Here is a 23,824-nt window from a genome sequence, read left to right on the forward strand (position 1 = left end):
GCTACCGCCGCCTCACCGTCCGGTACGAACGCAAGGGCTCCCACTTCCTCGCCTTCCTCGGCCTCGCGGCCGCCCTCACCTGCTACAAGAAACTCGCCAAGATCACCACGTGAGACATCCTCTTAGTACCCTCGACAAGTAGGCGGGATCGTACTTCAGTTCGCGTGCGACAGCCCTCATGGTCAGCCCCTCGGACGCTAGTGCGGCTCGCGCGCGGGAAGCGAAGTCGTTCATGACAACTCCAAGGTGTTGACCAGTGCCTCCGAGAATAGTCAACGCCGGTCAACTCCCGCGACGGGTTTGAGATCCGGTACTCATGACTAGCTCAAACCCCGGCGACCGTCGTACCGGCCCCGGGGCGTGGCCAACGCCGTAGAGGAGCGCTGACATGGTCCACCGTATCCGCCGCTGGCTCCGCCAAGCCAGCACACCCCACCAGCACGCCAACACCCCCGCACCAGCCCCACACCCCCCGCTCACCGCCCTCACCCGGACCCCAAAGCCCGATGCGGTTGCCACCACCTTGCAACCCCCACGCCCGGCTTCCAGGGCGACCTCATGCTGTGGGCCACCCCCCACGGCATCGACATCCGCACCCGCCAAGCCAGCGGCAGGAAGGCGGGCCGATGAACGACGCACTCCCACGCCGCACCCCCCAACAGGCTCACGAAACAGGCTCGTTCGTCATGGACACCAGGCGGGACGAGATCGGCCAAGTCATGGGCCGTGAAGGCCCCTGCTACCAGCTACGCCCGCCACGAGGCGGCAGGGAGTGGGAAGCCCAGCCCAACCGCATCCGGCCCGCAACGGACGCCGAAAAGCTCAGGGCCAAAGTCCAGATCGCCAACACCGGCGACAGGTCAGGCAAGGGGATGACCCTGATGCGTATCGCCGACTGGACCATCAGCCCCGAGACGGCGCCGGAAGCCCCAAAGATCATCCACGAACTGCAATGCACCACCTGTCACGCCACATCCGAAGCCAGCGAGGACTTCGGGACGGTACGCGAGTGGGTCTTGATCCACGTCGACCACAACCCCTCCCACACCGGCTACCGCGAGCTCATTCACCGGTTCTGGCGAGCAGTGCCCGTGAGGTGACAAACACCCCCTAGACACCTGCCCCGGGTACCCCCACGGCCGGTAGCCGGAGGCGGGCAGCGGAGCCCCTGTCAGCTCAAGGCAGGGGCCCCACATCCGGCCCCCGTCGACACGGCGGGGGCCGCTTCACGCTCTGTTACGGTGGCGGAGAGTGAGGGAGGGTGACGGGGGTGGACAGGTCCAGGGTGTCTATCACTTATCCCCCGCGCGGATCTGGTGGTTGCGATGGGCGGCGGGGTCGGCACCCTGCACGAACTGACCGCCGCCGTCTACTACGCGGGCAACATCCGTGCCGTTCCCGTCTGGTTCGCCGGCCCCACTGCCCTTCGCCTGTTGGCCTTCCTCCAGCGCGAGCAGTGGCTGTTCGAGTCGCCGACCAGGCCACTGGGGTTCCTCACCCCGATCGCCTCGGCGGCCCTGTTCGCCACCGAACTCGCCCACCTGTACCCACCATCGCAGGGGGAAGCATGACCACCGCCACGGGTGTAACGCCAACGCTGCCGTCTCGCATCGCCGAAGTCGCCTGCGTCACAGGCCCGTTCGCTCTGGCTGACGGCCGAATGCTGGACGCCTACTTCGACGAGTACCGGCTCGCCGGTGACCCGTTCCTGCTGCACGATGTCGCCGACGCGATGGCTGCCCTGGTCCCGGCGGGGGCCGATGCCCTCGCCGGGGTCGAGCTCGGCGGTGTCCCGCTGGTCGTCGCCCTGTCTGCGGTCACCGGCCTGCCCGCCGCGTTCCTGCGGCGGGCCCCGAAACGCTACGGCTCGCAACAGCAGGTCGAAGGCGCGCCCGTTGAGGACCTGGGGGCCGAACTCGACGACAAGGCCCTGCTGGGCGCCGCGGTCTCGCCCCACCTGCACCAGGATGGGATCCAAGCCAGCCAGTTGCTCGCCGGGCCAGCCCGAGCGGTTGGCGGCGGTTCCGGGGGGGGCAAGGGACCGCTCGCCAGCGCCGGTGGCCGACGCTCGCAAGCACTTGGCCAAGCCCTGGTCGTCGCTGCTCAGGAGGCAACCGCCCTGCTGAACAAGTAGCAGGCGAGAGAGCGCCGACAACCGGATGACCCACCTCGGCCTCGCCGACCCACGTGGCCGAAACCTTCTCCAGGCTGCATACAAAGCGCTGTCGCCGTGACCTTCCGAACGAACACCCGGTTGAGCACCGGGTGCCTTCGTCATGGCGCTCTTTGCCCAAGGGGAGGGAGTACGGAAGGTGGAGGATTCGTCCGGCGGTAAACAGACCCGGTGCCGGCTGTGGGGGAACTCCCGTGCACGGGACCAGGCGCCCTTGTCGGAGAGCGAGAAGCTGCTCTTCTCCGGCGCGCTGCGGCACGACAAGAAGTGGGCGGTCTACGAGGACCCGCTGCTGCGGATGTCGCTGTGGTCGATGGCCAAGCAGTTCCCGTCGATTCTCGCCACAGTCTGCAAGGTGGCGTGGGGCGTGGACCGCCTCGCGCTCCTCGTGGTGTTCGGCGCGAACCTCGCGGCCGGGCTGATGACGGCGTTCGGGCTGGTGGCCACCAACCAGGTGCTGGTGCACCTGTTCGCCACCGGCCCCACCACCGACCGGCTCCGCCAGGCACTGCCGGCGCTGCTCTCCGCCGGGGCCGTCTCGGCGGTGTCGGTGGGGCTCGGCTGCTGGTCGGTGATGTACGCGGGCCGCCTGTACCCGAAGATCGAACTGGCCTATACGGCCCGCTACTACCGGGGCATGGCGCGCTGCGAGATGGCCGCGCTCGAGAACAAGGACATCTACAAGGTCCTGGCGGCAGGACGCTACGGCACGGACTCCGTCAAGCGCATGCTGCGCTACGCGGTGGACATCCTGCACGACCTCGTGGGGTTCGCCGCCTCGGCAGTGGTGCTGGCTCTCCTCAACCCGCTGCTCGTCGCCGCGCTCGCCCTGATCGCCGTGCCCCGCTGGCTCGCCGCGGTCGCGGTGGTGCGCCGTACGTACGCGTCCATGCACGTGTGGCTCGACCACACGCGCGCGGTGGACACGATCACGTATCCGATCACGCGGGCCGACGTCAGCGCCGAGGTGCGGGTGCACGGCGCGGGCAAGCTGCTGATGGACGCGCACGCCGACATGGCGGCCACGGCCGCCCGGGAGAAGGCGCGCCTGGCGAAGGCGGAGGCGGGTACCGAACTGGCCGGGTCCGCGGCCTCGGGCGTGGGACGGCTGTGCGCGTACGGGCTGTTGTGGTTCCTGCTGACCTCGGGCGGCATGCCACTGGCGGCGGCCGGCACGGCCGTGATCGCCATCCGTACCTCCACCGGATACCTCGCCGGTCTCGTGATGCAGTTCAACCACATGGTCGAAGAGTCCATGTACCTGGCCGACTTGGACCAGGCATGCGCGCTGACCGCCGAGCATGCGATTCCGGACGGCGGCCGGCCGGTCCCGGAGCACGGGTTCGATGTGGTCCTCGACCGGGTCTCGTTCCGCTACCCCAACGCGGACCGGCACGCCCTCGAGGACGTGTCGTTGACGATCCCGAAGGGCAAGGTGGTGGCCCTGGTCGGGGAGAACGGATCGGGCAAGACGACCCTGGCCGGCCTCGTCGCCGGCCTGTACCTCCCCACCGGCGGCACCCTGGCCTTCGGCGGCGTGGACGTGCGCGAGGCCGACCGCGACAAGGTCTTCGACCGGATCGCCGTCCTGTCCCAGGAGATCGCGCACTGGCCCATGACCGTACGGGCGAACATCCACATCGGCCGGGCCACCGTCCCGCGCCGTGACATCCAGCAGCGGGCGGAGAGAGCCGCGGACGAGGCCGATGTCATCGGCGTCATCGAGGACTTGCCGGACAGCTGGGACAGCATCGCCGTCAAGGGCTTCGAGCGCGGCGTCAAGCTCTCGGGCGGGCAGTGGCAGAAGCTCGCCACCGCCCGCGCCCTCTACCGCGACGCGCCCCTGCTGATCGTGGACGAGCCGACGGCCGCCCTCGACCCGAAGAAGGAGATCGAAACCTTCGCCGCGCTGCGGGAGTTGACGAACGACGGCACCACGGTCCTGATGATCACCCACCGGCTCGCCGCGACCGCCACCGCCGACCTGATCCACGTCCTGCACGAAGGCCGGCTGCTCGAATCCGGCACGCATGCCGAGCTGATGGCCGTCGACCGCGGCCACTACCGAGAGATGTACGAACTCCAGGCCGCCCAGTACGCCCGGACCGTCCCCGCACCCCGCGCGCCCCGCAAGGAGGGAGACCGTGTGAACGGCATCGGCGGATGATTGACGCGGATGATTGACTACGTCGTATGGATCTCGGACGAGTGCCCCCTTTCGACCCCGAACTGGCCGTGGCGCTGGCCGCCTTGGGCGACGCGGTGAGGGAGCCGTTCACTCCGGAGAACCTCGCGGCCCGGCAGGAGCGGGACGCCGCGGTCCGGCCCAGGCCCTCGGTTCAGGATCTCCGGGCCGACGGCCGCTTCGAGGTGGACGAGCTGCGCGTGCCGGGAGCACCGGGCGGTCCGGACGTCACGCTCGTGAGCGCCCGGCCCGCCGGGATCACCGGGCCGCTGCCGCTGCTGTACTACATGCACGGCGGCGGCATGATCATGGGCAACGCGTGGTCCGTCCTTCCGCAGCTGCTGCGCGAATGGGCTCACACGCTGGAACTGGCCGTCATATCTGTCGAGTACCGGCTGGCGCCGCAGACGCGGTACCCCGGACCGCTGGAGGACTGCCACGCCGGATTCCTCTGGGCGGCCGCGCACGCGGACCGGCTGGGCATCGACGCGAACCGCATCGTCATAGGAGGGAAGAGTGCCGGCGGCGGACTCGCCGCGGCACTCGCCCTGCTCAACCGGGACCGCGGCGGGCCCGCGCCGGTCGGGCAGTTGCTCCTGTGCCCGATGCTCGACGACCGTGACAACACCTTCTCCAGCCACCAGATGGACGGGGCCGGAACCTGGGACCGAACCTCCAACGCCACCGTGTGGCAGGCGCTGCTGGGCGACCGGTACGGCGCTGCGGACCTGCCGCCTTACGCCGCTCCCGCTCGGGCCACGGATCTGTCCGGGCTGCCCCCGGCCTATATCGAGGTCGGGTCGGCCGAGACCTTCCGGGACGAGGGAGTGGCCTACGCCGACGCGATCTGGCGGGCCGGCGGCCAAGCCGAACTGCACGTCTGGCCGGGGGCCTTCCACGGCTTCGACACCTTCGCGCCGTCGGCGGCTCTCAGCCGGGACGCCCGCGACGCCCGTACCCGCTGGCTCCGGCGCATCCTCGTCAGCCCTCCTCGATGTCCGAGATGAGCTTGGTGCTCAGATCGCTCTGCACCGCCAGCCGGGTGTGCCCGGCATCCGGGCCGGTGCCCCAGGTGAGCGTGACCGTGGTGAACAGGTGCCCGGCACCGGAATCGTGATAGCGGACCTCCCAACGGGTGGGCACGTCCTGGGCGCGCAGGACGCCGTCGGCGTGGTTGGCCTCCTCCCAGGCGGCCAGCCGCTGCCGGAAGTCCTCCGTGAGGTAGTGGGCACGAAGCTCGTCGGACAGGTCGTCGGTGCCGTCGGAGACGGCGTCGATGTAGGCCCCGTAGAAGTCGGCCACCCGGTCGACCGCGGAGTCCGGACTCCCGCTGCGGACCGCGTCGTTGTCAGGCATGAATTCCCCCCTGGGACAATGCTGTTCAGTCCACACTCTTGGTGACAATCTGCCCTGTTCTGCTGAAAACAGTCCCGGACGGTCGTGTGCTGGTCGAACCGGAACCGTAGCGCGCGGCGAAATCAATCGTTTGAGCCGGTATGGCAGTTATTTGGGCGAATGAGCCGGTTGGTCAAGGCTGGGCGCAGATCGCGGAGTTCCTGGTGGCGCTGCTCCTCTCGGGGATCATCGGGCTCGAACGCCAGATGAGGCACAAGGCGGCGGGGCTGCGGACCTACACCACGGTCGGCGGCGGAGCGGCGGTGTTCATGCTGGTGAGCAAGTACGGGTTCACCGATGTGGTGCATGCGGGCACGGTGGTGCTCGACCCGTCGCGCGTCGCGGCGCAGATCGTGTCGGGGCTGGGCTTCATCGGCGCGGGGGTCATCTTCGTCCACCGTGGTTCGGTGCAGGGGCTGACGACGGCGGCGACGATCTGGCTGACCGCGGGGGTGGGGGCGGCCGCGGCCGCCGGTCTGCCCCTGCTGGCCGCGCTGGCCGTCGCGGCGTACCTCGCCATCTCGTACGCGTTGAAGCCGCTGCTGGCCCGCCTGCCCGCCCGGGGCGGTGTGACGGCCGGGTACCGGATCGTCTATCTGCAAGGGCGGGGCCTGTTGCGGGAGTTGCTGGACCGGTGTACGGGGGCCGGTTTCTCCGTGCACGAGCTGCGCACCATCACCGGCCCCGTCGGCCGTGAGACCGAGCAGGCGGTGGAGATCGCGTTGCTGGTGCAGGGCTACGGCGACTTCGATGCCCTCACGACGCGGCTGGCGGCGGTTCCCGGGGTGCTGGTGTGCCGCCGCACCGAGCCGGAAGGGGATTGAGCGCCGGTCTCATGGCGTGTTGAGGGCAGACTGGACGACCAAACATCGTTCGGCGGCCCGAGTGAAGCTGTTTGTCTCGGCAACGGCTATGACTTGACCATCCTCGCCCCCTTGACGGGGGCGATTCCCTTCGGCTACCCGCAGGTGGCCGGGAAGGCTTCACGCATCCGCCTCCGGCGCGGGGCCGGGACTCGCGCCGTGGTGGCGCTGCGCGTGCTGTTGATGACCGAGCCACCGGTCCGGCGGGCTCGGGCCTCGATCTCGACCGAGGCGTTGTGGTCGGCGTCGTCCTCGTGCCCGCAGTGGACGCATGAGAACAGGCGTCCGCAGCCGGGCCGGGATTCGGGATCGACCTTTCCACAGGCGGGGTTGCCGCACGTGTTGGAGGTATGGAACGCGGGCACCGCAACCAGCACCGAACCGTACAGGCGGGCCTTGTACTCCAGCTGACGTCGCCGTTCTCCGGGGGCGTTGTCCAGGATCGACCGGTTGAGCCCGGCCTTCTGGCGCACGTTCCTGCCCGGCTGTTCGACGGTGCCCTTGGCGGAGGCCGTCATGTTCTTCACGCGCAAGTCCTCGATACCGATCATGCCGTGGTTTTTGGCGAGGCCGGTGGTGAGTTTGTGCGTGAAGTCCTGGCGGCGGCCGGTCTGCCGGGTCCTGAGTTTCGCGATCTGGGCGATCGTCCTCCTCAGCCTGCGGCTGTACTTGCCTGCGTTGTGCTTCTTCGCGTAGGTGATCTGGCGGGCCTTGGTGCGCTCCAGGTACTTGAGGCGGGCCTTCTCCGCGTCGGTCAGGGTCGGCGGCATGAGGCGAGGCGCTGTCTCGGTGGACACATACGCGGAGGCAGCGACACCGAAGTCCACTCCGCAGCCCGGCTTGCCGTTCGGCCGTACGGCCTTGGCCCCGGTGTGGACGCCGAAGGAGACATGCCAGCCGTTACCGTCCCTGCTGATGGTGGCGTTACGGATCGTGCCGCCGATGGCACGGGAGAGACGGAAGCGCAGCCATCCCAGCTTCGGGATACGCACCTCGGCCCACTTGCGGTTGATCTTGCGGACCTCAACAGCCTGCCCTGGGAACGGGATCGACAGCCGGTGCCCGCGCTTCTTGCGGACCGGGAACTTCGCCGGGTGCTCCGGATTCCAGAAGTTGTCGTACGCCCGATCCATGTTGCGCAGGATCTGCTGCCCGGCCTGTGCCGGAAGGTCGCCCATCCACTCCATGTCGGCGCGGGCCCGGGTGAGGTGCTTACACTGCTCGGCGGACCGCAGCGTGTACCGGCGCTGCTCCCATAGGTACACACGCTGTTCCAGGGCCACATTCCACAAAGCGCGCCCGGTGTGCCCCCACCCGGTCAGGACTAACTCCTGACTCCCAGTGGGATACGCCCGGTACTTACGCCCCAAGTCCGCCTTCACACCCTCAATGTACCGTTGTTTTATGGTGACATGAGCCACATCCATCACCTGGGGAACTTCCCCCGAAGGCCGCTATCTCGGAGCTGGTCAACTCCCTGAAAATCATCCATCTTCGCCGTCCTGGCTGTGACAATCCTCCGCGAGAGCCTGTCCGCTTGGCGCCTCGTCCGGGGTGTGACGGGCGTCGTAGGTGTCGGCCCGGTGGTGATCAGGCCGAACGCGGCACTCGACACCGCCGGGATCGTGGCATGCCTGGCGAGCGCGGCCACGATGGCGCTCGTCTTCTATTTCCCGGTGTCTGCCCAACGGCCCCGTAGCTCCGCCACCGTTGCCGTGATCGCGGGGCGGCGCGCGGCGCCGGCTCTCCACAGGGCGTAGAGCCTGCGGACCGGTACGGGGTCGAGCCGCACCGCGACCACGCCGGGCGGGAGCGGGCCGCGGCCGAGCCGGGGGACGAGGGCGACGCCGAGGCCCTCGGCCACCAGGGCGAGCTGGGTCTGGTACTCGGAGGCCTGGTGGCGCAGGTCGGGCTCGGAGCCGTTGGTGCGCAGGGTGCGGACCAGCCAGTCGTGGCAGGACGAGCCCGGCGGCTGGCAGATCCACTGCTCTCGGGCCAGGTCGGAACGGCGCACCGACGTACGTCCGGCGAGCCGGTGGTCCGTGGGGACCAGCAGGTCGCAGTGGTCGTCACCGATGACGGCGTGCTCGACGCCGTCGGGGGCGGGCAGCGGGGCGATGTCCCAGTCGTGGGCGACGGCCAGGTCGATGACACCCTTGGCGACGAGGTCGACGGAGACGTGGGGGTCGATCTCGCTGAGCCGGACGTCGAGTTCCGGGTGGGCGCGGGCCAGTGCGCCGAGGACGCCGGGCAGCAGCCCCCGCGCCGCTGTCGCGAACGCCCCGATCTCCAGCCTTCCGGCGGGCTGCCCCCTGCGCTCCTCGAGGCGGGTCTGCGCGCGCTCCACGATCAGCAGCAATTCCTGTGCAGTGGCGGCGAGTTGGCGGGCGTCCTCGGTGAGGGCGACGCCCCGGCCGCGGCGCTCGAGGAGGGTGGTGCGGGTCTCCCGCTCCAGCTTGGTGATCTGCTGCGAGACGGCGGACGGCGTGTAGCCGAGCGCGGCGGCGGCGTTCGCGACCGAGCCGTGGACGGCGACGGCGTGCAGTGCGCGCAGCCGGGCGAGGTCGAGCATGCCGGTGTCCCCTCCGTGGCGATGCGTTAGCGATGCATTAGCAGGGCTTAATTCAATCATGAAGACATCCGCGCTGGTGCTAACGGGTCTCCGCTGGTGATCCTCGACGCATGCGTCCCGTACACATCGCTCTCGCCGTGCTCGTCGCAGCCGTCTGGGGGGTCAACTTCGTCGTCATCGAGGTGGGGCTCGGCCACTTCCCGCCGCTCCTCTTCTCCGCCCTCCGCTTCCTGGTGGCCGCGCTGCCCGCCGTGTTCTTCGTGGGCCGCCCCAAAGTGGCCTGGAAGTGGGTGGTGGGCGTCGGACTCGTCCTCGGCGTGGCCAAGTTCGGGCTGCTGTTCATCGGGATGAACAAGGGCATGCCGGCAGGCTTGTCGTCGCTGGTGCTCCAGGCCCAGGCGGTGTTCACGGCGGTCGCCGCGCTGCTGTTCCTCGGCGAACGGCCGGGCCGCAGAAAGGTGCTGGGGATGGCGGTCGCCCTGGCCGGGATCGCGCTGACGGCGATCGACCAGGGCGCGGGCGGCTCGCTGCTCGGTTTCTCGCTGACGGTCGCCGCGGCTGTCTGCTGGGGCGTGTCCAACGTGCTGACCCGCAAGGCCGCACCGCCCGACCCGCTCAACTTCATGGTGTGGGTGTCGACCGTGCCGGTGCTGCCGCTGCTCGCCCTCTCGTTCCTCTTCGAGGGCCCGGACCGCGACCTGGCCGCCCTGCGCTCGCTGGACTGGAACGGTGCGGGCGTGATCGTCTACGTCGCCTGGGTCAGCACGGTCTTCGGCTTCGGCGCGTGGGGCCTGCTGCTGCGCCACTACCCGGCCTCGTCCGTCGCGCCGTTCAGCCTTCTCGTGCCCGTCTTCGGGATGTCGTCGGCGGCGCTGCTCCTGGGCGAGCCGGTCGGCCCCCTGCGCTGGTGCGCCGGGGCCCTGCTGGTGGGCGGTGTCGCGCTCGCGTCGCGCCCCGCCTCGCCGCTGGCGTACGGACGGTGGTTCAGTAGGGCGTTCCGTCGGCCAAGTCGGTCTTGACGGTCGACTCGATGCCGTTGAGCACGTCCGGGCTGTTGACGATCAGGCCGAGCTCGCGGTTGTTGTTGAGCGAGTTGTCGGAGAAGTTCTCCGAGCCGGCGAAGACCTTGGCCGTCGGGGTGCCGTAGTCGGCGACGATCGCCTTGGCGTGGATGTAGCGGCCCTCGGTGGAGGAGAAAGTGACGACCGTGCCGCCGGCCTGCTTGACCTGGTCGAAGTAGTCGCCGTATTTGTCGGGGTTCATGCCGACGACCCGGACGGTGACGCCGCGGTTCTCCGCCGCCACCACGGCGTCGACGAGGGCCTTGTCGCCGAACTCCAGCTGCTCGAGGTCGAGGGAGCGCTGGGCGCCGTTGATCAGGTCCAGCAGGCGCTGCTGCGAATCGGTGGGCGACCACACCAGGTTGTCGCCGTCGGAGGGGGTGACGTCGTCCTGGGCGTAGTCCGCGTCGAAGACCTTCTCTATGGCGGCGACGTCGGCGGCGTCGGTGTCGAAGACGCCGTAGTCACGGCCGGTCGCGTAGTACTTCGAGTCAAGATTCCCCGTCAGGATCAGCGACTTGGCGCCGTCCACGGTGACGGTCTTCTGGTGGGTGTAGACGAAGTCGGACGAGGAGTACACCACGCCGACGCCTGCCTTCTTGAGGGCCTGGTAGGCCGATTTGTTCACGGAGGTGTGCTTGGCGTCGAGGACGACGCGCACGTTCACGCCCGCTCTCTTGCGGCTCACGAGGGCGTTGGCGACCTTGGTGTCGCGCAGCTCGTACATGGTCATGTCCACTGACCTGGTGGCCGAGTTGATGAAGTCGTAGACCGCGCTGTGGTCCTGGTCGGGGAAGACCAGCAGCGGGGAGGCGGAGGCGGAGGTGGGGGCGGCCTGGGCGGCGCTGGAGGCGGCCAGGACGGATATCGAGGACAGCAGCAGGGCGCCCGCCGAGAGGGTGGCCCGGCGGACAGGGGGAGGCAAGGACATGCCGAACTCCGGTCATGTGCATGGGCGGTGGGGGGCTTGCGGGGCGCCCGGGGGGCGCGTAGTGCCCATGCTGCGACCGGCGGAGTTTACGCGGGTAGATGCCGGAGGTTAATTTTTGGCATAGCCACGACAAATCTGCTTGCCGAAAACCGCTCACCTACACAGGTGAATCCGTCGTATTTTTCCGCCGATTGTCGGGCATGCCGCTTCCATGGCCCAGTCGACGAGCGACTGTGCACGAGGGGGAGCCAGTTGGACCGCCGTACGTTTCAGAAGTGGCTGATGGTGATGGGCGGCACGGCTGTGTTCGGGGTGCCGGAAACGGCGGCGGCAGCGGCCGCCGGTCGTCCGGTGGTGGAGTACGGGCTGCCGTCCGCCAAGGAGACGCACGAGATCGTCAAACTGCCCGGCAAACCTATGGCGTTGGTGTCCCAGATGTCCAACAGCCGCCTGGTGAAGCTGCGTCTGGACCCGCACACCGAGCGGGTGACGGGCGCCAAGGCGTTTGCGCTGGGGGAGCCGGACGCGATGCTGCACGGCCTGGCGGTGTCAACGCGCCACCCCGGCAGGATCTGGGCCACGCACGAGGGCGGTAACCGGCTGCTGCTGGTGGACCCGAGGGCGGACGCGCTCGACGCCGCGCCGCGCATCGAGCGGGAGATCGGCATCCCGGGCGGCGGCCAGGGGCCGCACTACGTCCACGAGTACGGCGACATGCTCTGGGTGACGTTGAAGGAGGGCAGCCAGGTCCTGGCCCTGGACCACACGCGTCCGGCGCACTACCGGCTCTTCGAGGCGAAGCGCCAGCCCATCTTCGCCGCGCGGCACCCGATCAGCGGGGACTTCTACGTCAGCCAGGACAGCTCGAGTTCGGTGCTGCGGATCGACCCGCGGAGCGGGCGTACGGCGCAGATTCCCGTCCCGGCGGAGCGGGGCAGCACACCGGTCGGGCTGATCAGCGGGCCCGGCGGCGTCTGGGTGGTGCTGCTCGGCACGGCCGAGGCGGGGACGGGCACGTTCGGCCGGATCGACGGGAACGGGCGGATCACCTGGCACCGGTTGCGCGCTCCGCAGGGACGTTCGGCGGGCTTGCTGCACCTGGCCTTCGGCCCGTCCGGCATGTGGCTGCTGGGGTCGTCGATCGTCTCCGACAATGTGCGGGACGTCATCATCCGGGTGCGGTTCGACCCGTCGTGGACGCGGATCGTGGGGGAGGAGTACGCCGCACTGCCGACGCAGCGGTGCAAGGCGCATCGTGTGCTACCGCTGCAACGCAGCGTTCTCGTCACCGAGTTGGCGACCGCCAAGGTGGCGCAGCTGGCGACCGGCTGATCGCTTTTCGAACCAGTACCGTGCAGCCGTGTCGTGCGGCCCGTGCCTCAGCCCCGGCCCGCTGATGACAGGTCGGGGCTCCGGTCGCTGGCGCCTGGAGGTGCGCTTCAAATCTTGATGTTGGCCTTCTTTGCAAGACGGGTCAGCCTGGGGTTACTCCTCTTGTGCATTGTCGTGAGGACTCGAAGCAACTCTTGGCTTGTGGGATGGACCCTCGCCATCTGTGGCGCGAGAGTCCAAGCTTTCTCCAGCTCCTCCAACGCGCCGTCTTTGTCCCCCAACGCAAGCTTCGACCTTGCCACGTTCATGTGCAGGGGACTCGTTCGGGTGGCGGGGAGCCTCAAGGGGTTACCCTCCCCGAAGTCCTCCATGGTCTCGATCGCATCGCGATGTCGGCCAAGGTCTCCAGAGGTCGCAACGATGTGCACTGCTGTGTTTTGCGGCCCGAAGTGAATCCCCAGGCGATTCACATCTCGATCGAAATCCTTGGACAGCGCCCAAGCGTTTGCGATGTGCTTGTCTGCGGTCTTGCGATCCTTCAGCCGCCCCGCCAGGGTCATGCCGCGGAGGTGGAGCATGCCGAGAGCGTAGGAGCGACCTCGGCCAGATGCGTGGCTCTCGACCTGGCAGATCGCCCGGTCTACAACAGCTAGGCCGTCTTCGAACTCGCCATGGTTGAGGTGTACGCCAGCCGTATCCCGGGCTGCAATTGCGAGGGTTACAGGGTCAGCCTGAGCAGCCGCGAGCTTTTGCTTGGTTACCGCCAGGTCGGCCAGAGTCATCCACCGGTGCCGGGCAGCCAGCCAATAAACCGTGCTGTAAGCCTCTGCCACCATTGCCCAGGCTTGGGGGGTGTTGACGGTGTGGGCATGGTTCTGTACGCCGGATACGAGGTCCGGCAGATTCGCGAGAACCTGCCCGAGATCGGCGTCCCCCCTTATCGCAATCATGTCCGCCAGAGCCTGCTTCAGTGCCGCTTCTGACTTCTCAGGCGCCCGCGGAAGATCGAACCGCCGAATGGCGGTATTGAGCGCCTTCAGGGAGTCCTCAGAGGTCACAGGAGCCTGACCAAGAACCTCTTCAAGGGGCAAGCCCAGGGCGTGGGCGATCGAAGCAGCTACACCCTGCGTCAACGCCCTCTCGCCGCGTTCGACCTTACCGAGCAGCGACTTGGAGACTCCTGACTCTCGGGCGAGTCGAAATTGTCCCCAATCGCGCTGTTTGCGGAGCCGAGCCACGTTCGCACCAGGCCCAGGCACTTCGCTGATTGCACCCATGCGCACTTCCGATCGACGTCGTTGGCTTCATGGTCCCAGGAGGCACGTACCCGCGCCTTCGAACTGTGCACTTCTTGTGCACTTTCGGCTACGCGTTTGGGCGTTGACTTGCCGTAGGTATCCAGCGACACCGAGGGGAAGGCGAGACAATTGGCGGATACTTCCGCACGACGCCGCAACATCGCGAACGCGGCCAGTGGCCTACCTGATCGGGTGCACGTCGTCCTCTACGCCTGCGTCGACGACGGCCGCGCCCCCCGAGAGGTGTTGGAGTATCTGCGCGCCCGGGCCGAGGCCCGCGGCCGGTTCGTGCGCGCCATGTACTCCGACGTGGCACCCCTGACCACTATTCGGACCGATCGGAGGAACTGGTACAAGGTCGAGCGTCTGCTGAGGACCCAGCAGGTCACAGAGCTCGTCGCCCGGAGCGAGGACGAGATTTCCTCCTCGGACCTGGGCAAGCTGCAATTCCGGGATTGGATGCTCAGCCTGCCTGCCTTCACCGTCTACGTTGGTGAGTCGTCGCCCGTGTCGCCGGCCGGGGAGCCCTCGGAGGCGGTTCGATGACCTATCGCAGCGGTCTGCCGTCCACGAAGATGACGATGCGGGTGTCGCTGGACAGTGGCCGCACCTGGGGTCCGACCGTTCATGTGTCGGCGACCAAGGAGGCCAAGGGCGACCAAGTGCGCTGTGTTTTCCCGCCCTGTGAGTGCGCGTGGTGCGCCAAGGACGAGTGCAAGGAGCGCCGGGCGTCGGATCGGCTGCTGCGTGCTCGGCCTGGGGGACGCTCATGATGATGCCCCTGCCTTTCATCTCTCTGCCGCACATGAGCGGACCCCGATCCAGTGGGCCCGCGGATCCCCTGGCCCCGTGCACGGTGTGCGGGCGCTTCAACCGCTTGATCGGCGCTGCCGAGCGGGCAGGCAGCCGCGAGCAGGCCGACGCATACCGCAAGGCGCAGATCGCCCATCAGGCCAAAGACCACTTGAGTGCACAGTGACCTAACGGCGGGACCCGCCACTTTTAACCCCTGCCCTTCTGCTGGGTATCAGCAACGCCTGGTGAGGGGCAGGCACCAGATGCCCGCCCGGTCGCTTGCCGTGTCGCGTTGTCGGCCGGGCGGGGCTCATGCTCGCCCCGGGCGTCCTTGCGGCAACAGAAGGACCCCAGTGCGGGTCGCACACCGCACCACCAGCACGAGCCGTTTCGGCTGTCGGCAGCCCTGGCAGCCGGAGGGCTCGGGGAACGTCAACTACCAATCCAGGGAGTGCTGATGGAGAACACGTCAACTACGGTGGCCTCGCTGACGCCGTGGGGCATGCGCCGCATGCAACCGCTCCGCAACGGTGGGGCAACGCTGTTGTACGCGGGGCTGGACACCAAGACGCAGACCGGCCGTTGGATCGGCAAGAGCGGTGAAGCCCTGCCGATGGAGATGGGCAAGCACGGCACGTCTGTGAACACCTACCCGCCCACGCAGGTGAGCAAGGACGGCAAGCAGGACAGCGACTCCGGCCACGACGCGACGCAGGACTAGGAGACAAGGCCGTGGACGGACGCCCGGTGCTGGTCGCCACCGAACACGAAGACGCGACCGCCGACCTCGTCATAACGGAGCTGAACCGGCGCCGGGTGCCCGTCCTCCGGTTCGACCCCGGCAAGGACCTGCCCGGCCATGTCACCCTCGCCGCGAGCGTCGACGCAGACGGCTGGTCGGGAACGCTGACCGTAGGAGAACGCACCGCCGATCTCGCGTGCGTCCGCGCGCTCTACCACCGACGGCCGAGCGCGTACCTGCCCGAGCACGACGACCAGACCGAACAGTTCGCAGCACAAGAGAACCGCCGGGGGCTCGGCGGAGTGCTCGCCGCGCTTCCCCGCTGTCTCTACCTGAGCCACCCGCAGGCAATCGCCCGCGCGGAGTACAAGCCCGAACAGCTCTCGATGGTCTCTCACCTGGGGCTGCCCGTACCCCCAACACTGATCACCAACGATCCGGCCGAGGCAAAGGCGTTCGCTGCCGCACGACCCACCATCTACAAGCCGTTACACGCAGGGGCATACGAGGTCGACGGCGAGCCCGCCGGAATCTGGGCTGCTCCAGTCGAGCCCGGCGAGATCACACGCGCTGTGAGCCACTGCGCCCATCTCTTCCAGGCACAGGTACCCAAGATCGGGGACGTGCGCGCGGTGATGGTCGGCGGCCGGGTGTTCTGTGCCCTGATCAAAGCCCCGGCTGGGGTGGTCGACTGGCGCAGCGAGTACCGGAACCTCTCGTACGAGCCGATCGGCTGTCCCGAGCCGGTTCGGGCTGCCCTGGTGGCGTTCCTCGCCCACTACGGCCTGAACTTCGGGGCGTTCGACTTCGCTGTGACGGCCGAGGGCGCATGGTGGTTTCTGGAGTGCAACCCGAATGGCCAATGGGCGTGGCTCGAACATGCGGCGGATCTGCCGATCACGTCCGCAATCGCTGATCTTCTGGAGAACGGAGAGGCCCTGTGACCGGCACAGAATCGGAGGGACTTCGGGCGGCCCTCGCCGCTCGGCTCAGGGAATCGGGGGTGCTCCGTAGCCCCGAGTGGGAAGCGGCCGTGATGGCGGTACCTCGTGAAGCGTTCCTGTCGCGAGGGTGGTTCGAGCACGATGGGGGCGGCTGGTACCGCCCCGTCCGGCCCGACTCCCTCACAGCCCTGACGCGGGTGAACGAGGACGACACCCTTGTGACACAGGTGGCCGGCTCGGTCTTCCCCGAGCAGATAGAGGGACGCATCTGCGGCGCTCCGTCGTCGTCCTCCACTCTTCCCGGGCTTGTGGTGCGCATGCTGGAAGAGCTGCACGTGTCCGAGGGCGCGAAGGTCCTGGAGATCGGGACGGGCACGGGCTACTCGACTGCGCTCCTGTCCTACGTCGTCGGTGAAGACAACGTGACCACAATCGAAGTGGACCGGGAGCTGTCCGACCGTGCCGGTATGGCCCTTGCCCAGGCCGGATACTGGCCCGATCGCGTGGTCGGGGACGGCCTCGCGGGCTACCCGCACAGCAGCCCGTACGACCGGGTGATTGCTACCTGTGGTGTCCAAACCGTCCCGGCCGAGTGGATCGCACAGACTCGGCCCGGCGGGGAAGTCCTGGTGACTGTCGGTGGGTGGATGAACGCGTCCGAGCTGGTACGGCTGACGGTCGCCGAAGACGGCACGGCAAGCGGGCCGGTCCTCGGAGGGCAAGTGTCGTTCATGCTCGCCCGCCCGCAACTGCCGCCCTCGTTCGGATTGCTGCCCGATCTCGACTCGGGCACGGCCTCGCCGACGGGACTCGGGGCTGACGTGCTGGACGACTGGACAGCCCGATTCGTCGCACAGTTCGCCGCGCCGAGTGCCCAGCGGCTCACGCTTGAACGTGACGGACGCCCGGAACACATCATCATCGATGTGGAGGCCGGAGCATGGGCCGCGCTGTACCAGAAAGACGGGCAATGGATGGTCCGGCAGGCCGGCCCCGATCACCTGTGGGATGTGATCACCGAGCACGTCACGCAGTGGCAGAAGGACGGCCGGCCGCCAGCCGAGCGAATGCGGCTGCAGGTCACCACCGAGGGGCAACACCTCACATGGGAGTGATCACGACCAACACGCCTTGAACTCGCTACCCCGCTCGCGCACCTCCAGGGGTGCCGGGCGAGGTTCCCTTATATCCGCTGTCAGCGGGTGTAATGCGAGTGCTCGGCGAGTCGTAGTCCTTGAGGGCGGGTTGTCCGGTTCCTGGGCTTCGCGTGAGGCCACGGTTGCTGTGCCCTCATGGGCGCCGTTGTCGCGAACGGCGCCGGTCTTGGCATCGATGTGGAGATCGTCCGGCGCACGAGGTCGCGGTGCCGGCGGGGCGGGGGCCGGTGTTCATGTAGCGACGGAGCGACGGCGGCCGGTGCCGGGAAGGGGCCGGCCGCCGTGTCGTCCGTGCGTTCAGAGCGCGGCGAGCACGTTTTCCACGACGTCCGCGAGTACCTGCCGGTCGTCGCGGGCCCTGCTGAGGACGTGCAGGCCGTAGTACGTGCTCAGTACCTGGCGTGCCAGGCTCTCCGCGTCGCGGTCGGTGCGGATCTCGCCGGCCCGCTGGCCGCGCGCGACCGTATCGCTGAGCGCCTCCTCCACCCTGGCGAAGTGGCGGCGCACCTGTTCCTTGACCTCCGGGTCCGAGCTGGCCATCTCGATGGCCGCATTGATCGCGAAGCAGCCGACGGGGCGCCCGGTGCCGGAGGCGTCGACGTCGACGCCGATGTCGTGGAGCATCAGCTCGCGCAGCCGGTCCTTGACCGGCCCCGGCCGCTCCAGGATCTCGATCTGCGCGTCGGTGGCCGTCTCGTAGTACTGGCGCAGGGCACGCAGGTACAGCTGCCGCTTGTCGCCGAACGTGTTGTACAGGCTCGACGGGCCCAGCCCGGTGCCCTCGCTCAGGTCACGGGTGGAGGTCGCCTCATAGCCCCGGCGCCAGAACGCGTCCATCGCCGCGCCGATGACGCGGGTCTCGTCGAACTTCCTCGGCCTCGCCATACTCAGCACACTAAAGGTTTTGAAGCGATCGTCCAAAAACCCCGGGCAGGGGCCTCGCCCGGCGCGGTGCCGAAGGCCGCGCACGCCCGCATGGGTGACGGCGCGCACAAACCGCGCCGCCGCTCCGGCAGTTGAACGCTTCCGGATCCTCACCTCTCGAACCTCCGCCGTTTTGGAGCGTACGCTTCAAAATGTGCTAGCGTCCTGGCCATGGAGTCGAGGGCGCCGTACGTCCGGTTTGTGAACCCGACTCAGAAACCACCGATCCCCGAAGCGTTGGAGGGCCTTTCATGGCAGTCGACTCGAAAACCACAGGCCCCGGGCGAGCCGGGAAGATGCCGCTCGCCGTCTACATCCTCGGACTCGGCATCTTCACCCAGGGCACCTCGGAGTTCATGCTCTCCGGCCTGCTGCCCACCATGGCCGACGACCTGGGCGTCTCGATCCCCGACGCCGGACTCCTCATATCCGCCTTCGCCATCGGCATGGTCGTCGGAGCGCCCCTGCTGGCCGTCGCCACGCTGAGCTGGCCGCGCCGCACCGCGCTGGTCGCGCTCCAGGCCGTCTTCATCGCCGCCCACGTGGTCGGCGCGGTCGCGCCCGGCTACGGGCTGCTGTTCGCCACCCGCATCGTGAGCGCGCTGGCCTACGCGGGATTCTGGGGCGTCGCCGTGGCCACGGCCGTGAGCATGGTGCCGGTGAGCGCCAAGGGCAAGGCCGTCGCGGTCGTCGCCAGTGGGCTCACCCTCGCCACCATCGTGGGCGTCCCGGCCGGCACCGTTCTGAGCCAGTTCGCGGGCTGGCGCGCGGCGTTCTGGGCCGTTGCCGTCCTCACCCTCGCGAGCCTCGCCTGCTCGATGCTCGCCATTCCCGGCGGCAAGGGCCCCAAGGAGGAGACCCGTACGGTCAAGTCCGAGCTGCGGGCCATGGCCCGGCCGCAGCTGTGGCTCTCCTACGCCGTCACAGCCTTCGCCTTCGGCGCCGTCATCGTCACCTTCAGCTACCTCGCCTCGGTGCTCACCGACGTGACCGGCCTCTCCGAGGGCTGGGTCCCGGCCATCCTGGCGCTGTTCGGCGTCGGCGGACTGATCGGCATGACGATCGGCGGCCGCGTCGCCGAGTCGCACCCGATCCGCACCCTCGCCTTTGGCCTCGGCGGCCTGATCATCGCCTCCGTGGTGCTCGCGCTGACGGCGCGGAACGTGATCGTCACGGTCGTGGCCGTCTTCTTCCTGGGCCTGGCCGGCTACGTCACCAACCCGATCCTGCAGTCCCGGGTCTTCACCGTGGCCCCCGGCGCCCCGACCCTCGTCGGCGCCGCCAACACCTCCGCCTTCAACGTCGGCAACACCCTGGCGCCGCTGCTGGGCGGCCTGGCCATCAGCGCCGACTGGGGCTACGAGTCCGTGGCGTGGGTCGGTGCCGCCCTCGGCGTGCTCGGCCTCCTGGGCGCGCTGTGGGCCGGCGCGCTCCAGCACCGCACCGACAACGCGACGGTCGCCGCACCGGACCTACGGCAGGAGCTCGCAGGGGCCGACGCCTGACACCCCCGGACAGGACGGCAGCAGCCGCGAGTTGGCGTCACCCGCAGTTGGCCATGCTGAGCACGCCAGTTGGCCGCAGGCTTGCTTGCCTGATCTATCCGCGCAGGGTGTCGGGGGCGACTCCGGTCAGGTCGCAGCTGGCGTCCCACAGCTGCGCCGCGACGGCGGTGTCGGCGAGATTGCTCCAGACCGCTTCTTGTCGAGGCGTGCCGCGCAGGCTGAAGAGGTGTGGTCCCCACAACTGTCCTCCGCGCACGGCCGGGTCGAGCACCGCTCGAACCGCCGGCCATGCGCCGGCGTGCTTGCCCTGGACGACAAGGGCGGCGGGTGCCGCGCGCAGCCGTGCACCAACGGTTCGTATATGGATCGGCGGTCGTGACGGGGTGAGGGAGTCCAGGGCGCCGCCAGGATGGACCACCACGCTCTCCACCGTGCTGCCGAGAGTGCGCAGGCGGCGGTCGAGTTCGAGGCCGAAGTACATCTGCGCCAGCTTTGATCGCCCGTAGGTGCGCTTGGGCCGGTAGCCCCGCCGTGACTGCAGGTCGTCCAGGTCCAGCTGTTCGGATTTCGCCGCGAAACTGCCGACGGTCACGATGCGTCCCGCCGGTGCGGCCGACAGCAGCGGCATCAGGCGGCCGGTCAGCGCGAAGTGCCCGAGGTGGTTCGTGCCGAACATGACTTCATGACCGTCTCCTGTCTCGCGGCGTGGCAGGTCGTCGAGCGCGACCCCGGCGTTGTGGACCACCGCATCGAGACGATCCACCTTCAAGGATTCCACCGCCGCGCTGAGCGACGACAGGTCGGCGATGTCCAGCTGGATGGCATGTACTTGTGCGCTGGGTACGCGCGAGCGGATCGAGGTCACGGCGGCTTCGGCTCTCACCGGGTTGCGGCTGCCCAGCACAACGGTGGCTCCGGTGGCGGAAAGCTGCTCCGCGATGAAGTACCCGATGCCCGCGTTGCCGCCGGTGACCAGGAAGGCGCTGCCCTCGGCACGCGGTAGCCGGTGAACGTCCCAGGACGAGGTGGAGGACGCGGACAACATGACGGCAGGCTCCCTTGGTCTGGAAGGACGAGACGGTCGCAGTCGCTCTCGGGGAAGCGGCTTGTCACCCATGGTTCCGGCGGGAACCGAGATATCGCCTACGGATCACCGACAGCTGCGTTGAGAGACCGACATCCCGCCTATACGTGGTGCTAGGGCCCGTATCCGGTTGTGATCAACCTTGGATGTTCCGGAACACGCTTCTGGCCTCGCGGCGGCGCGCGTCACTCCAGCAGCGCGGCCACGCACTCCTCCGCCAAGTCCTCGGCGTGCGGCGGCAGTACCTCGCCGGCGCGGTAGTGGCGGCGGACCAGGGAGACCGGGAGGTCGACGAGGGCCAGGGTGACGCGTTCGACGGCCTGCGGGGTGTCCTTGCCGAGGGACTTCGCGAGGGCGGTGATGGTGCCCAGGACGCGGCGGTTGCCCTCGTCGGCGCGGCGGACGTACTCCTCGGGCCAGTCGGCCCGGCCGAACTCCTCGGCGCCGTGCAGCAGTAGCGCCGCCTCGTCCGGGTGCGCCCGGCACCAGGCGACGGCCTGTCGGGCGGCGGCCCGGCCCGCCCGGCGAGGGTCGTCCTCGCCGGTGAGTGCCGCGTGGTAGCGCTCCTGGAAGCGTTCGGTCGTGCGCAGCCACACCTCGGCCAGCAGGGCCGTCCGGTTCGGGAAGCGGTGGTAGACGGAGCCGCTCGGTGCGCCAGTCTGCTTGGCCACCGCGGACATGGTCACGCCTGCTGGTCCGGCCGTGGCGGCCAGTCGTACGGCGGCGTCGAGGAGGAGCGGGGTCTCGAAACGGGGTGGCCTCGGCATGTATTGGAGAGTACCCTCCAATTAATTAGAGAGGCTTCTCTATAAGCGTTGTGGCAAGGGAGAGGTGTGCCTGTGGGGGTCTGTAATGTGCACGAACGTGTCCTGGACGCGCCGCCGGACAAGGTCGGCGCGCTGATCGACACCCTGGCCGGGCAGGAGGACCTGCTGTGGCCCTGTGAAAGCTGGCCGTCGATGGCCTTCGACCGACCGCTCTCCAGAGGGGCCAAGGGTGGCCACGGGCCGGTGCGTTACACCGTCGTCGCCTACGTCCCGTCCACCTGGGTGCGCTTCGCCTTCCGCGCGCCGCGCGGCTTCGACGGCTTCCACGAGTTCGCCGTGCTGCCGCTCGGCGACGGGCGGACGGTGCTGCGCCACACCCTCGCCATGAACGCCCGCGGGCCGGCCCGTCTGACCTGGCCGCTCGCCTGGCGGCCGCTGCACGACGCCTGCCTGGAGGACGCCCTCGACCGGGCTCAACTGGCCTGTACGGGGGCGGTCGCCAGGCGAGCGCGGTGGAGCCCGTACGTACGGCTGCTGCGCGCCGCCCGGGTCCGCGGCGTGCGTTGAGGCGGGAGCGCCGGGACGGGAGCGGGGAGCGCCGGGCACGGGGGTGTCGGCGCTCCCCGCCCGGTCGCCGGGGGTGTTCCAGGGCCTGAGCCGGTAGAACTTCTTGGACCGTGTCCTATGTAGGTGAGGCGGGCGTTGACCGGTCATGGGGCGGGGAACGTGGGACCGGATCGTTCCGGACGGGCTGTGGGACGCTGCGCGGCACACGAGGGGCGGCTGCACACGAGACGGTCCGGCCGGCGCCCGGGGCCCGCCCCGCGAGCCCCGGGCGCCGGCCGCCGGCTCAGCGGCTCGGGTCGGCCGCGCCCGCGAAGCCCTTCACGGCCCGGTTCGGGGCCGGCCTGGCCCTGCGGGGCTTGGACGCGGGCTCCGGCAGGCGGGCCAGCCTCCCGCTGATCGCCGACGCCGCGCGGCTCACGGCGTCGCACAGCGGGGGGATCAGCTTCGCGTCCAGGGCGGTCACCGCGATGGCAGCCACCACCTGGCCGGACGCCGAGTGCACCGGAGCCGCCACGCACGACAGCGACTCCACGCACTGCTCGTAGTCGAACGCGAGCCCCCGCTCCCGGACCCCCGCGACCTCACGCGCCCAGGCGGCCTCCGTCCACCCCGCAGGCCGCTCCGGCCCGGGGGCGGCCGCCGCCAGGACCAGTTCGGCCGCGCTGCCGGGCGGCAGGACGACCCCGGAGCGCAGCGGGAAGACCTCGTCCACCTCGCCCCGAATGCCCCCGACAACGATGATGTGTCCGGCTTCGGGCACCGACAGGCTCAGGCTCACCTCACCGCTGACCGCCGCGAGTTCCCGTAACGGCTGGGCCGAGGCGGCTCGGAGCGCGCGCGCCGGATGCCAGGCCTGCCCGAGCCGGAACGTCCGCGGGCCCAGCCGGTAGCGGCCTTCATGACTCTGCACCGCGCCCAGTGCGACCAGCTGCCCGAGCAGCCGGTGGGCGGTGGCCTTCGGCAGCGCGGCGTCACTCGCCAGCCGGGTCAGCCCCACCTCGTCATCGTGCGCGAGTACCTCCATGAGTGCGAACGCGCCTTCCAGCACGCCGCGTCCCTCAGCGCTGGATCTCGCCATGAGGGTCCCCCTCTCATGCCGGGCCGTCGATTGGACGGCCCCACAATTCCCCCGTTCGAACCCTTCGACCTGACTGCGGCCCCCTGTGCCGACCTCATGGGAGACCTGGCTAAGTCAGTTGGTTTGCCAGCGAAGGCAGTGCGGTTGCCGATGTGGCGAAAAGCAGTGCGGCGGCAGCCGACGCGTATGCGGCGAGCGCTGGCATCCGACTGAACACCGGCAGCGGTGAACCTACTTCAGCCTCTGCTCGATGAATAGTTGACGTCTGCACAGTGACGCCCCCCGCTGGTAACAAAGTGCACAGCGAGCCAAGGCCGGCCCCTGCCGACCCGCGGACTCCGGGCATGGGCAGGGGCGGCGAGGCGTTCCAGAAGGGCCTTCAGGCCCTCGCGCACGGCACCGGGCAGAATGGTTCCCCTCAGTCGCCGGTCCGTTGAATGGACCCGACCAT

General features: G+C 69.1%; 23 protein-coding genes and 1 pseudogene. 15 read left to right on the forward strand and 9 right to left on the reverse strand.

Going from position 1 to position 23,824, the window contains the following annotated elements; genetic code table 11:
• The 6 genes and pseudogenes from ACV530_RS17740 to ACV530_RS17765 all read left to right on the forward strand — a co-directional run.
• A pseudogene (locus ACV530_RS17740) lies at nucleotides 1-113 on the forward strand (IS5/IS1182 family transposase); the annotation flags it as partial.
• Nucleotides 114-626: 513 nt separating this feature from the next.
• Complete coding sequence (locus tag ACV530_RS17745; RefSeq protein ID WP_494333476.1) at nucleotides 627-1,100, forward strand: DUF7848 domain-containing protein; 474 nt, start codon at nucleotides 627-629, stop codon at nucleotides 1,098-1,100.
• Between the two features lie 225 nt (nucleotides 1,101-1,325).
• Nucleotides 1,326-1,571, forward strand: coding sequence for a hypothetical protein (locus ACV530_RS17750; protein ID WP_494333477.1), 246 nt, complete (start codon nucleotides 1,326-1,328; stop codon nucleotides 1,569-1,571).
• Nucleotides 1,568-2,134 (forward strand): orotate phosphoribosyltransferase, encoded by a 567-nt coding sequence (locus ACV530_RS17755; protein WP_494333478.1) that lies wholly within the window; start codon nucleotides 1,568-1,570, stop codon nucleotides 2,132-2,134. The genes ACV530_RS17750 and ACV530_RS17755 overlap by 4 nt, the downstream gene beginning before the upstream one ends.
• Nucleotides 2,135-2,387: 253 nt before the next feature.
• A complete protein-coding gene (locus ACV530_RS17760) occupies nucleotides 2,388-4,340 on the forward strand; it encodes an ABC transporter ATP-binding protein (RefSeq protein ID WP_494333479.1) in 1,953 nt (650 codons plus the stop codon).
• 26 nt (nucleotides 4,341-4,366) lie between these two features.
• Entirely contained in the window at nucleotides 4,367-5,365 is a 999-nt protein-coding gene (locus ACV530_RS17765) for an alpha/beta hydrolase (protein ID WP_494333480.1), read from the forward strand.
• Here ACV530_RS17765 and ACV530_RS17770 read toward each other — a convergent pair.
• Nucleotides 5,340-5,714, reverse strand: coding sequence for a hypothetical protein (locus ACV530_RS17770; protein ID WP_494333481.1), 375 nt, complete (start codon nucleotides 5,712-5,714; stop codon nucleotides 5,340-5,342). The genes ACV530_RS17765 and ACV530_RS17770 overlap by 26 nt on opposite strands.
• A 203-nt stretch (nucleotides 5,715-5,917) precedes the next feature.
• On the opposite strand from ACV530_RS17770, the gene ACV530_RS17775 reads away from it, so the two are divergent.
• Nucleotides 5,918-6,577 (forward strand): MgtC/SapB family protein, encoded by a 660-nt coding sequence (locus ACV530_RS17775; RefSeq protein WP_494333482.1) that lies wholly within the window; start codon nucleotides 5,918-5,920, stop codon nucleotides 6,575-6,577.
• Between the two features lie 134 nt (nucleotides 6,578-6,711).
• Here ACV530_RS17775 and ACV530_RS17780 read toward each other — a convergent pair whose 3' ends face one another.
• Together ACV530_RS17780 and ACV530_RS17785 are read right to left on the reverse strand one after the other, a co-directional pair.
• On the reverse strand, nucleotides 6,712-8,043 hold the full coding sequence (locus tag ACV530_RS17780) for an RNA-guided endonuclease InsQ/TnpB family protein (protein WP_494333483.1): 1,332 nt from the start codon (nucleotides 8,041-8,043) through the stop codon (nucleotides 6,712-6,714).
• Between the two features lie 239 nt (nucleotides 8,044-8,282).
• Nucleotides 8,283-9,188 carry a LysR family transcriptional regulator gene (locus tag ACV530_RS17785; RefSeq protein WP_494333484.1) on the reverse strand — a complete coding sequence of 302 codons (906 nt, stop codon included), beginning with the start codon at nucleotides 9,186-9,188 and terminating at the stop codon, nucleotides 8,283-8,285.
• A gap of 110 nt (nucleotides 9,189-9,298) precedes the next feature.
• Here ACV530_RS17785 and ACV530_RS17790 point away from each other — a divergent pair, with 110 nt between their 5' ends.
• A complete protein-coding gene (locus tag ACV530_RS17790; RefSeq protein ID WP_494333485.1) occupies nucleotides 9,299-10,207 on the forward strand; it encodes an EamA family transporter in 909 nt (302 codons plus the stop codon).
• Here ACV530_RS17790 and ACV530_RS17795 read toward each other — a convergent pair.
• On the reverse strand, nucleotides 10,173-11,180 hold the full coding sequence (locus ACV530_RS17795; protein WP_494333486.1) for a phospholipase D-like domain-containing protein: 1,008 nt from the start codon (nucleotides 11,178-11,180) through the stop codon (nucleotides 10,173-10,175). The genes ACV530_RS17790 and ACV530_RS17795 overlap by 35 nt on opposite strands.
• Before the next feature lie 252 nt (nucleotides 11,181-11,432).
• Here ACV530_RS17795 and ACV530_RS17800 point away from each other — a divergent pair, with 252 nt between their 5' ends.
• Nucleotides 11,433-12,512 (forward strand): NHL repeat-containing protein, encoded by a 1,080-nt coding sequence (locus ACV530_RS17800; protein ID WP_494333487.1) that lies wholly within the window; start codon nucleotides 11,433-11,435, stop codon nucleotides 12,510-12,512.
• A 107-nt stretch (nucleotides 12,513-12,619) separates the two neighbouring features.
• Here ACV530_RS17800 and ACV530_RS17805 read toward each other — a convergent pair whose 3' ends face one another.
• Nucleotides 12,620-13,789: a helix-turn-helix domain-containing protein gene (locus ACV530_RS17805; protein ID WP_494333488.1), complete on the reverse strand. Its 1,170-nt coding sequence runs from the start codon at nucleotides 13,787-13,789 to the stop codon at nucleotides 12,620-12,622.
• 150 nt (nucleotides 13,790-13,939) lie between these two features.
• On the opposite strand from ACV530_RS17805, the gene ACV530_RS17810 reads away from it, so the two are divergent.
• The 4 genes from ACV530_RS17810 (at nucleotide 13,940) to tgmC (ending at nucleotide 17,406) form a co-directional block, all read left to right on the forward strand.
• Nucleotides 13,940-14,356 (forward strand): hypothetical protein, encoded by a 417-nt coding sequence (locus ACV530_RS17810; protein ID WP_494333489.1) that lies wholly within the window; start codon nucleotides 13,940-13,942, stop codon nucleotides 14,354-14,356.
• A gap of 706 nt (nucleotides 14,357-15,062) precedes the next feature.
• Entirely contained in the window at nucleotides 15,063-15,326 is a 264-nt protein-coding gene (gene tgmA / locus ACV530_RS17815; protein ID WP_494333490.1) for a putative ATP-grasp-modified RiPP, read from the forward strand.
• An 11-nt stretch (nucleotides 15,327-15,337) separates the two neighbouring features.
• Nucleotides 15,338-16,291 (forward strand): ATP-grasp ribosomal peptide maturase, encoded by a 954-nt coding sequence (gene tgmB / locus ACV530_RS17820; RefSeq protein WP_494333491.1) that lies wholly within the window; start codon nucleotides 15,338-15,340, stop codon nucleotides 16,289-16,291.
• On the forward strand, nucleotides 16,288-17,406 hold the full coding sequence (gene tgmC / locus ACV530_RS17825; protein ID WP_494333492.1) for an ATP-grasp peptide maturase system methyltransferase: 1,119 nt from the start codon (nucleotides 16,288-16,290) through the stop codon (nucleotides 17,404-17,406). Before tgmB ends, tgmC begins: the two co-directional genes overlap by 4 nt.
• A 339-nt stretch (nucleotides 17,407-17,745) precedes the next feature.
• On the opposite strand, the gene ACV530_RS17830 is transcribed toward tgmC, so the two are convergent.
• Nucleotides 17,746-18,333, reverse strand: a complete 588-nt coding sequence (locus ACV530_RS17830; RefSeq protein WP_494333493.1) for a TetR/AcrR family transcriptional regulator — start codon at nucleotides 18,331-18,333, stop codon at nucleotides 17,746-17,748.
• Between the two features lie 335 nt (nucleotides 18,334-18,668).
• On the opposite strand from ACV530_RS17830, the gene ACV530_RS17835 reads away from it, so the two are divergent.
• Nucleotides 18,669-19,877 carry a Cmx/CmrA family chloramphenicol efflux MFS transporter gene (locus ACV530_RS17835; RefSeq protein WP_494333631.1) on the forward strand — a complete coding sequence of 403 codons (1,209 nt, stop codon included), beginning with the start codon at nucleotides 18,669-18,671 and terminating at the stop codon, nucleotides 19,875-19,877.
• Nucleotides 19,878-19,971: 94 nt separating this feature from the next.
• On the opposite strand, the gene ACV530_RS17840 is transcribed toward ACV530_RS17835, so the two are convergent.
• Both ACV530_RS17840 and ACV530_RS17845 read right to left on the reverse strand, forming a co-directional pair.
• A complete protein-coding gene (locus ACV530_RS17840) occupies nucleotides 19,972-20,922 on the reverse strand; it encodes an SDR family NAD(P)-dependent oxidoreductase (protein WP_494333494.1) in 951 nt (316 codons plus the stop codon).
• Nucleotides 20,923-21,146: 224 nt separating this feature from the next.
• Nucleotides 21,147-21,728 carry a TetR/AcrR family transcriptional regulator gene (locus ACV530_RS17845; protein WP_494333495.1) on the reverse strand — a complete coding sequence of 194 codons (582 nt, stop codon included), beginning with the start codon at nucleotides 21,726-21,728 and terminating at the stop codon, nucleotides 21,147-21,149.
• Nucleotides 21,729-21,800: 72 nt separating this feature from the next.
• On the opposite strand from ACV530_RS17845, the gene ACV530_RS17850 reads away from it, so the two are divergent.
• Entirely contained in the window at nucleotides 21,801-22,295 is a 495-nt protein-coding gene (locus ACV530_RS17850; RefSeq protein ID WP_494333496.1) for an SRPBCC family protein, read from the forward strand.
• 283 nt (nucleotides 22,296-22,578) lie between these two features.
• On the opposite strand, the gene ACV530_RS17855 is transcribed toward ACV530_RS17850, so the two are convergent.
• Nucleotides 22,579-23,373, reverse strand: coding sequence for an IclR family transcriptional regulator (locus tag ACV530_RS17855; RefSeq protein ID WP_494333497.1), 795 nt, complete (start codon nucleotides 23,371-23,373; stop codon nucleotides 22,579-22,581).
• Between the last annotated feature and the right edge of the window lie 451 nt (nucleotides 23,374-23,824).

The organism is Streptomyces sp. SX-6 (assembly GCF_059089585.1).

Coding starts and splice junctions, on each gene's coding strand:
- ACV530_RS17745 (WP_494333476.1), top strand. CDS start 627: ATGAACGACGCACTCCCACGCCGCACCCCCCAACAGGCTCACGAAACA.
- ACV530_RS17750 (WP_494333477.1), top strand. CDS start 1,326: ATGGGCGGCGGGGTCGGCACCCTGCACGAACTGACCGCCGCCGTCTAC.
- ACV530_RS17755 (WP_494333478.1), top strand. CDS start 1,568: ATGACCACCGCCACGGGTGTAACGCCAACGCTGCCGTCTCGCATCGCC.
- ACV530_RS17765 (WP_494333480.1), top strand. CDS start 4,367: ATGGATCTCGGACGAGTGCCCCCTTTCGACCCCGAACTGGCCGTGGCG.
- ACV530_RS17770 (WP_494333481.1), bottom strand. CDS start 5,714: ATGCCTGACAACGACGCGGTCCGCAGCGGGAGTCCGGACTCCGCGGTC.
- ACV530_RS17780 (WP_494333483.1), bottom strand. CDS start 8,043: ATGGATGTGGCTCATGTCACCATAAAACAACGGTACATTGAGGGTGTG.
- ACV530_RS17785 (WP_494333484.1), bottom strand. CDS start 9,188: ATGCTCGACCTCGCCCGGCTGCGCGCACTGCACGCCGTCGCCGTCCAC.
- ACV530_RS17790 (WP_494333485.1), top strand. CDS start 9,299: ATGCGTCCCGTACACATCGCTCTCGCCGTGCTCGTCGCAGCCGTCTGG.
- ACV530_RS17795 (WP_494333486.1), bottom strand. CDS start 11,180: ATGTCCTTGCCTCCCCCTGTCCGCCGGGCCACCCTCTCGGCGGGCGCC.
- ACV530_RS17805 (WP_494333488.1), bottom strand. CDS start 13,789: ATGGGTGCAATCAGCGAAGTGCCTGGGCCTGGTGCGAACGTGGCTCGG.
- tgmA (WP_494333490.1), top strand. CDS start 15,063: ATGGAGAACACGTCAACTACGGTGGCCTCGCTGACGCCGTGGGGCATG.
- ACV530_RS17830 (WP_494333493.1), bottom strand. CDS start 18,333: ATGGCGAGGCCGAGGAAGTTCGACGAGACCCGCGTCATCGGCGCGGCG.
- ACV530_RS17835 (WP_494333631.1), top strand. CDS start 18,669: ATGCCGCTCGCCGTCTACATCCTCGGACTCGGCATCTTCACCCAGGGC.
- ACV530_RS17840 (WP_494333494.1), bottom strand. CDS start 20,922: ATGTTGTCCGCGTCCTCCACCTCGTCCTGGGACGTTCACCGGCTACCG.
- ACV530_RS17845 (WP_494333495.1), bottom strand. CDS start 21,728: ATGCCGAGGCCACCCCGTTTCGAGACCCCGCTCCTCCTCGACGCCGCC.
- ACV530_RS17855 (WP_494333497.1), bottom strand. CDS start 23,373: ATGGCGAGATCCAGCGCTGAGGGACGCGGCGTGCTGGAAGGCGCGTTC.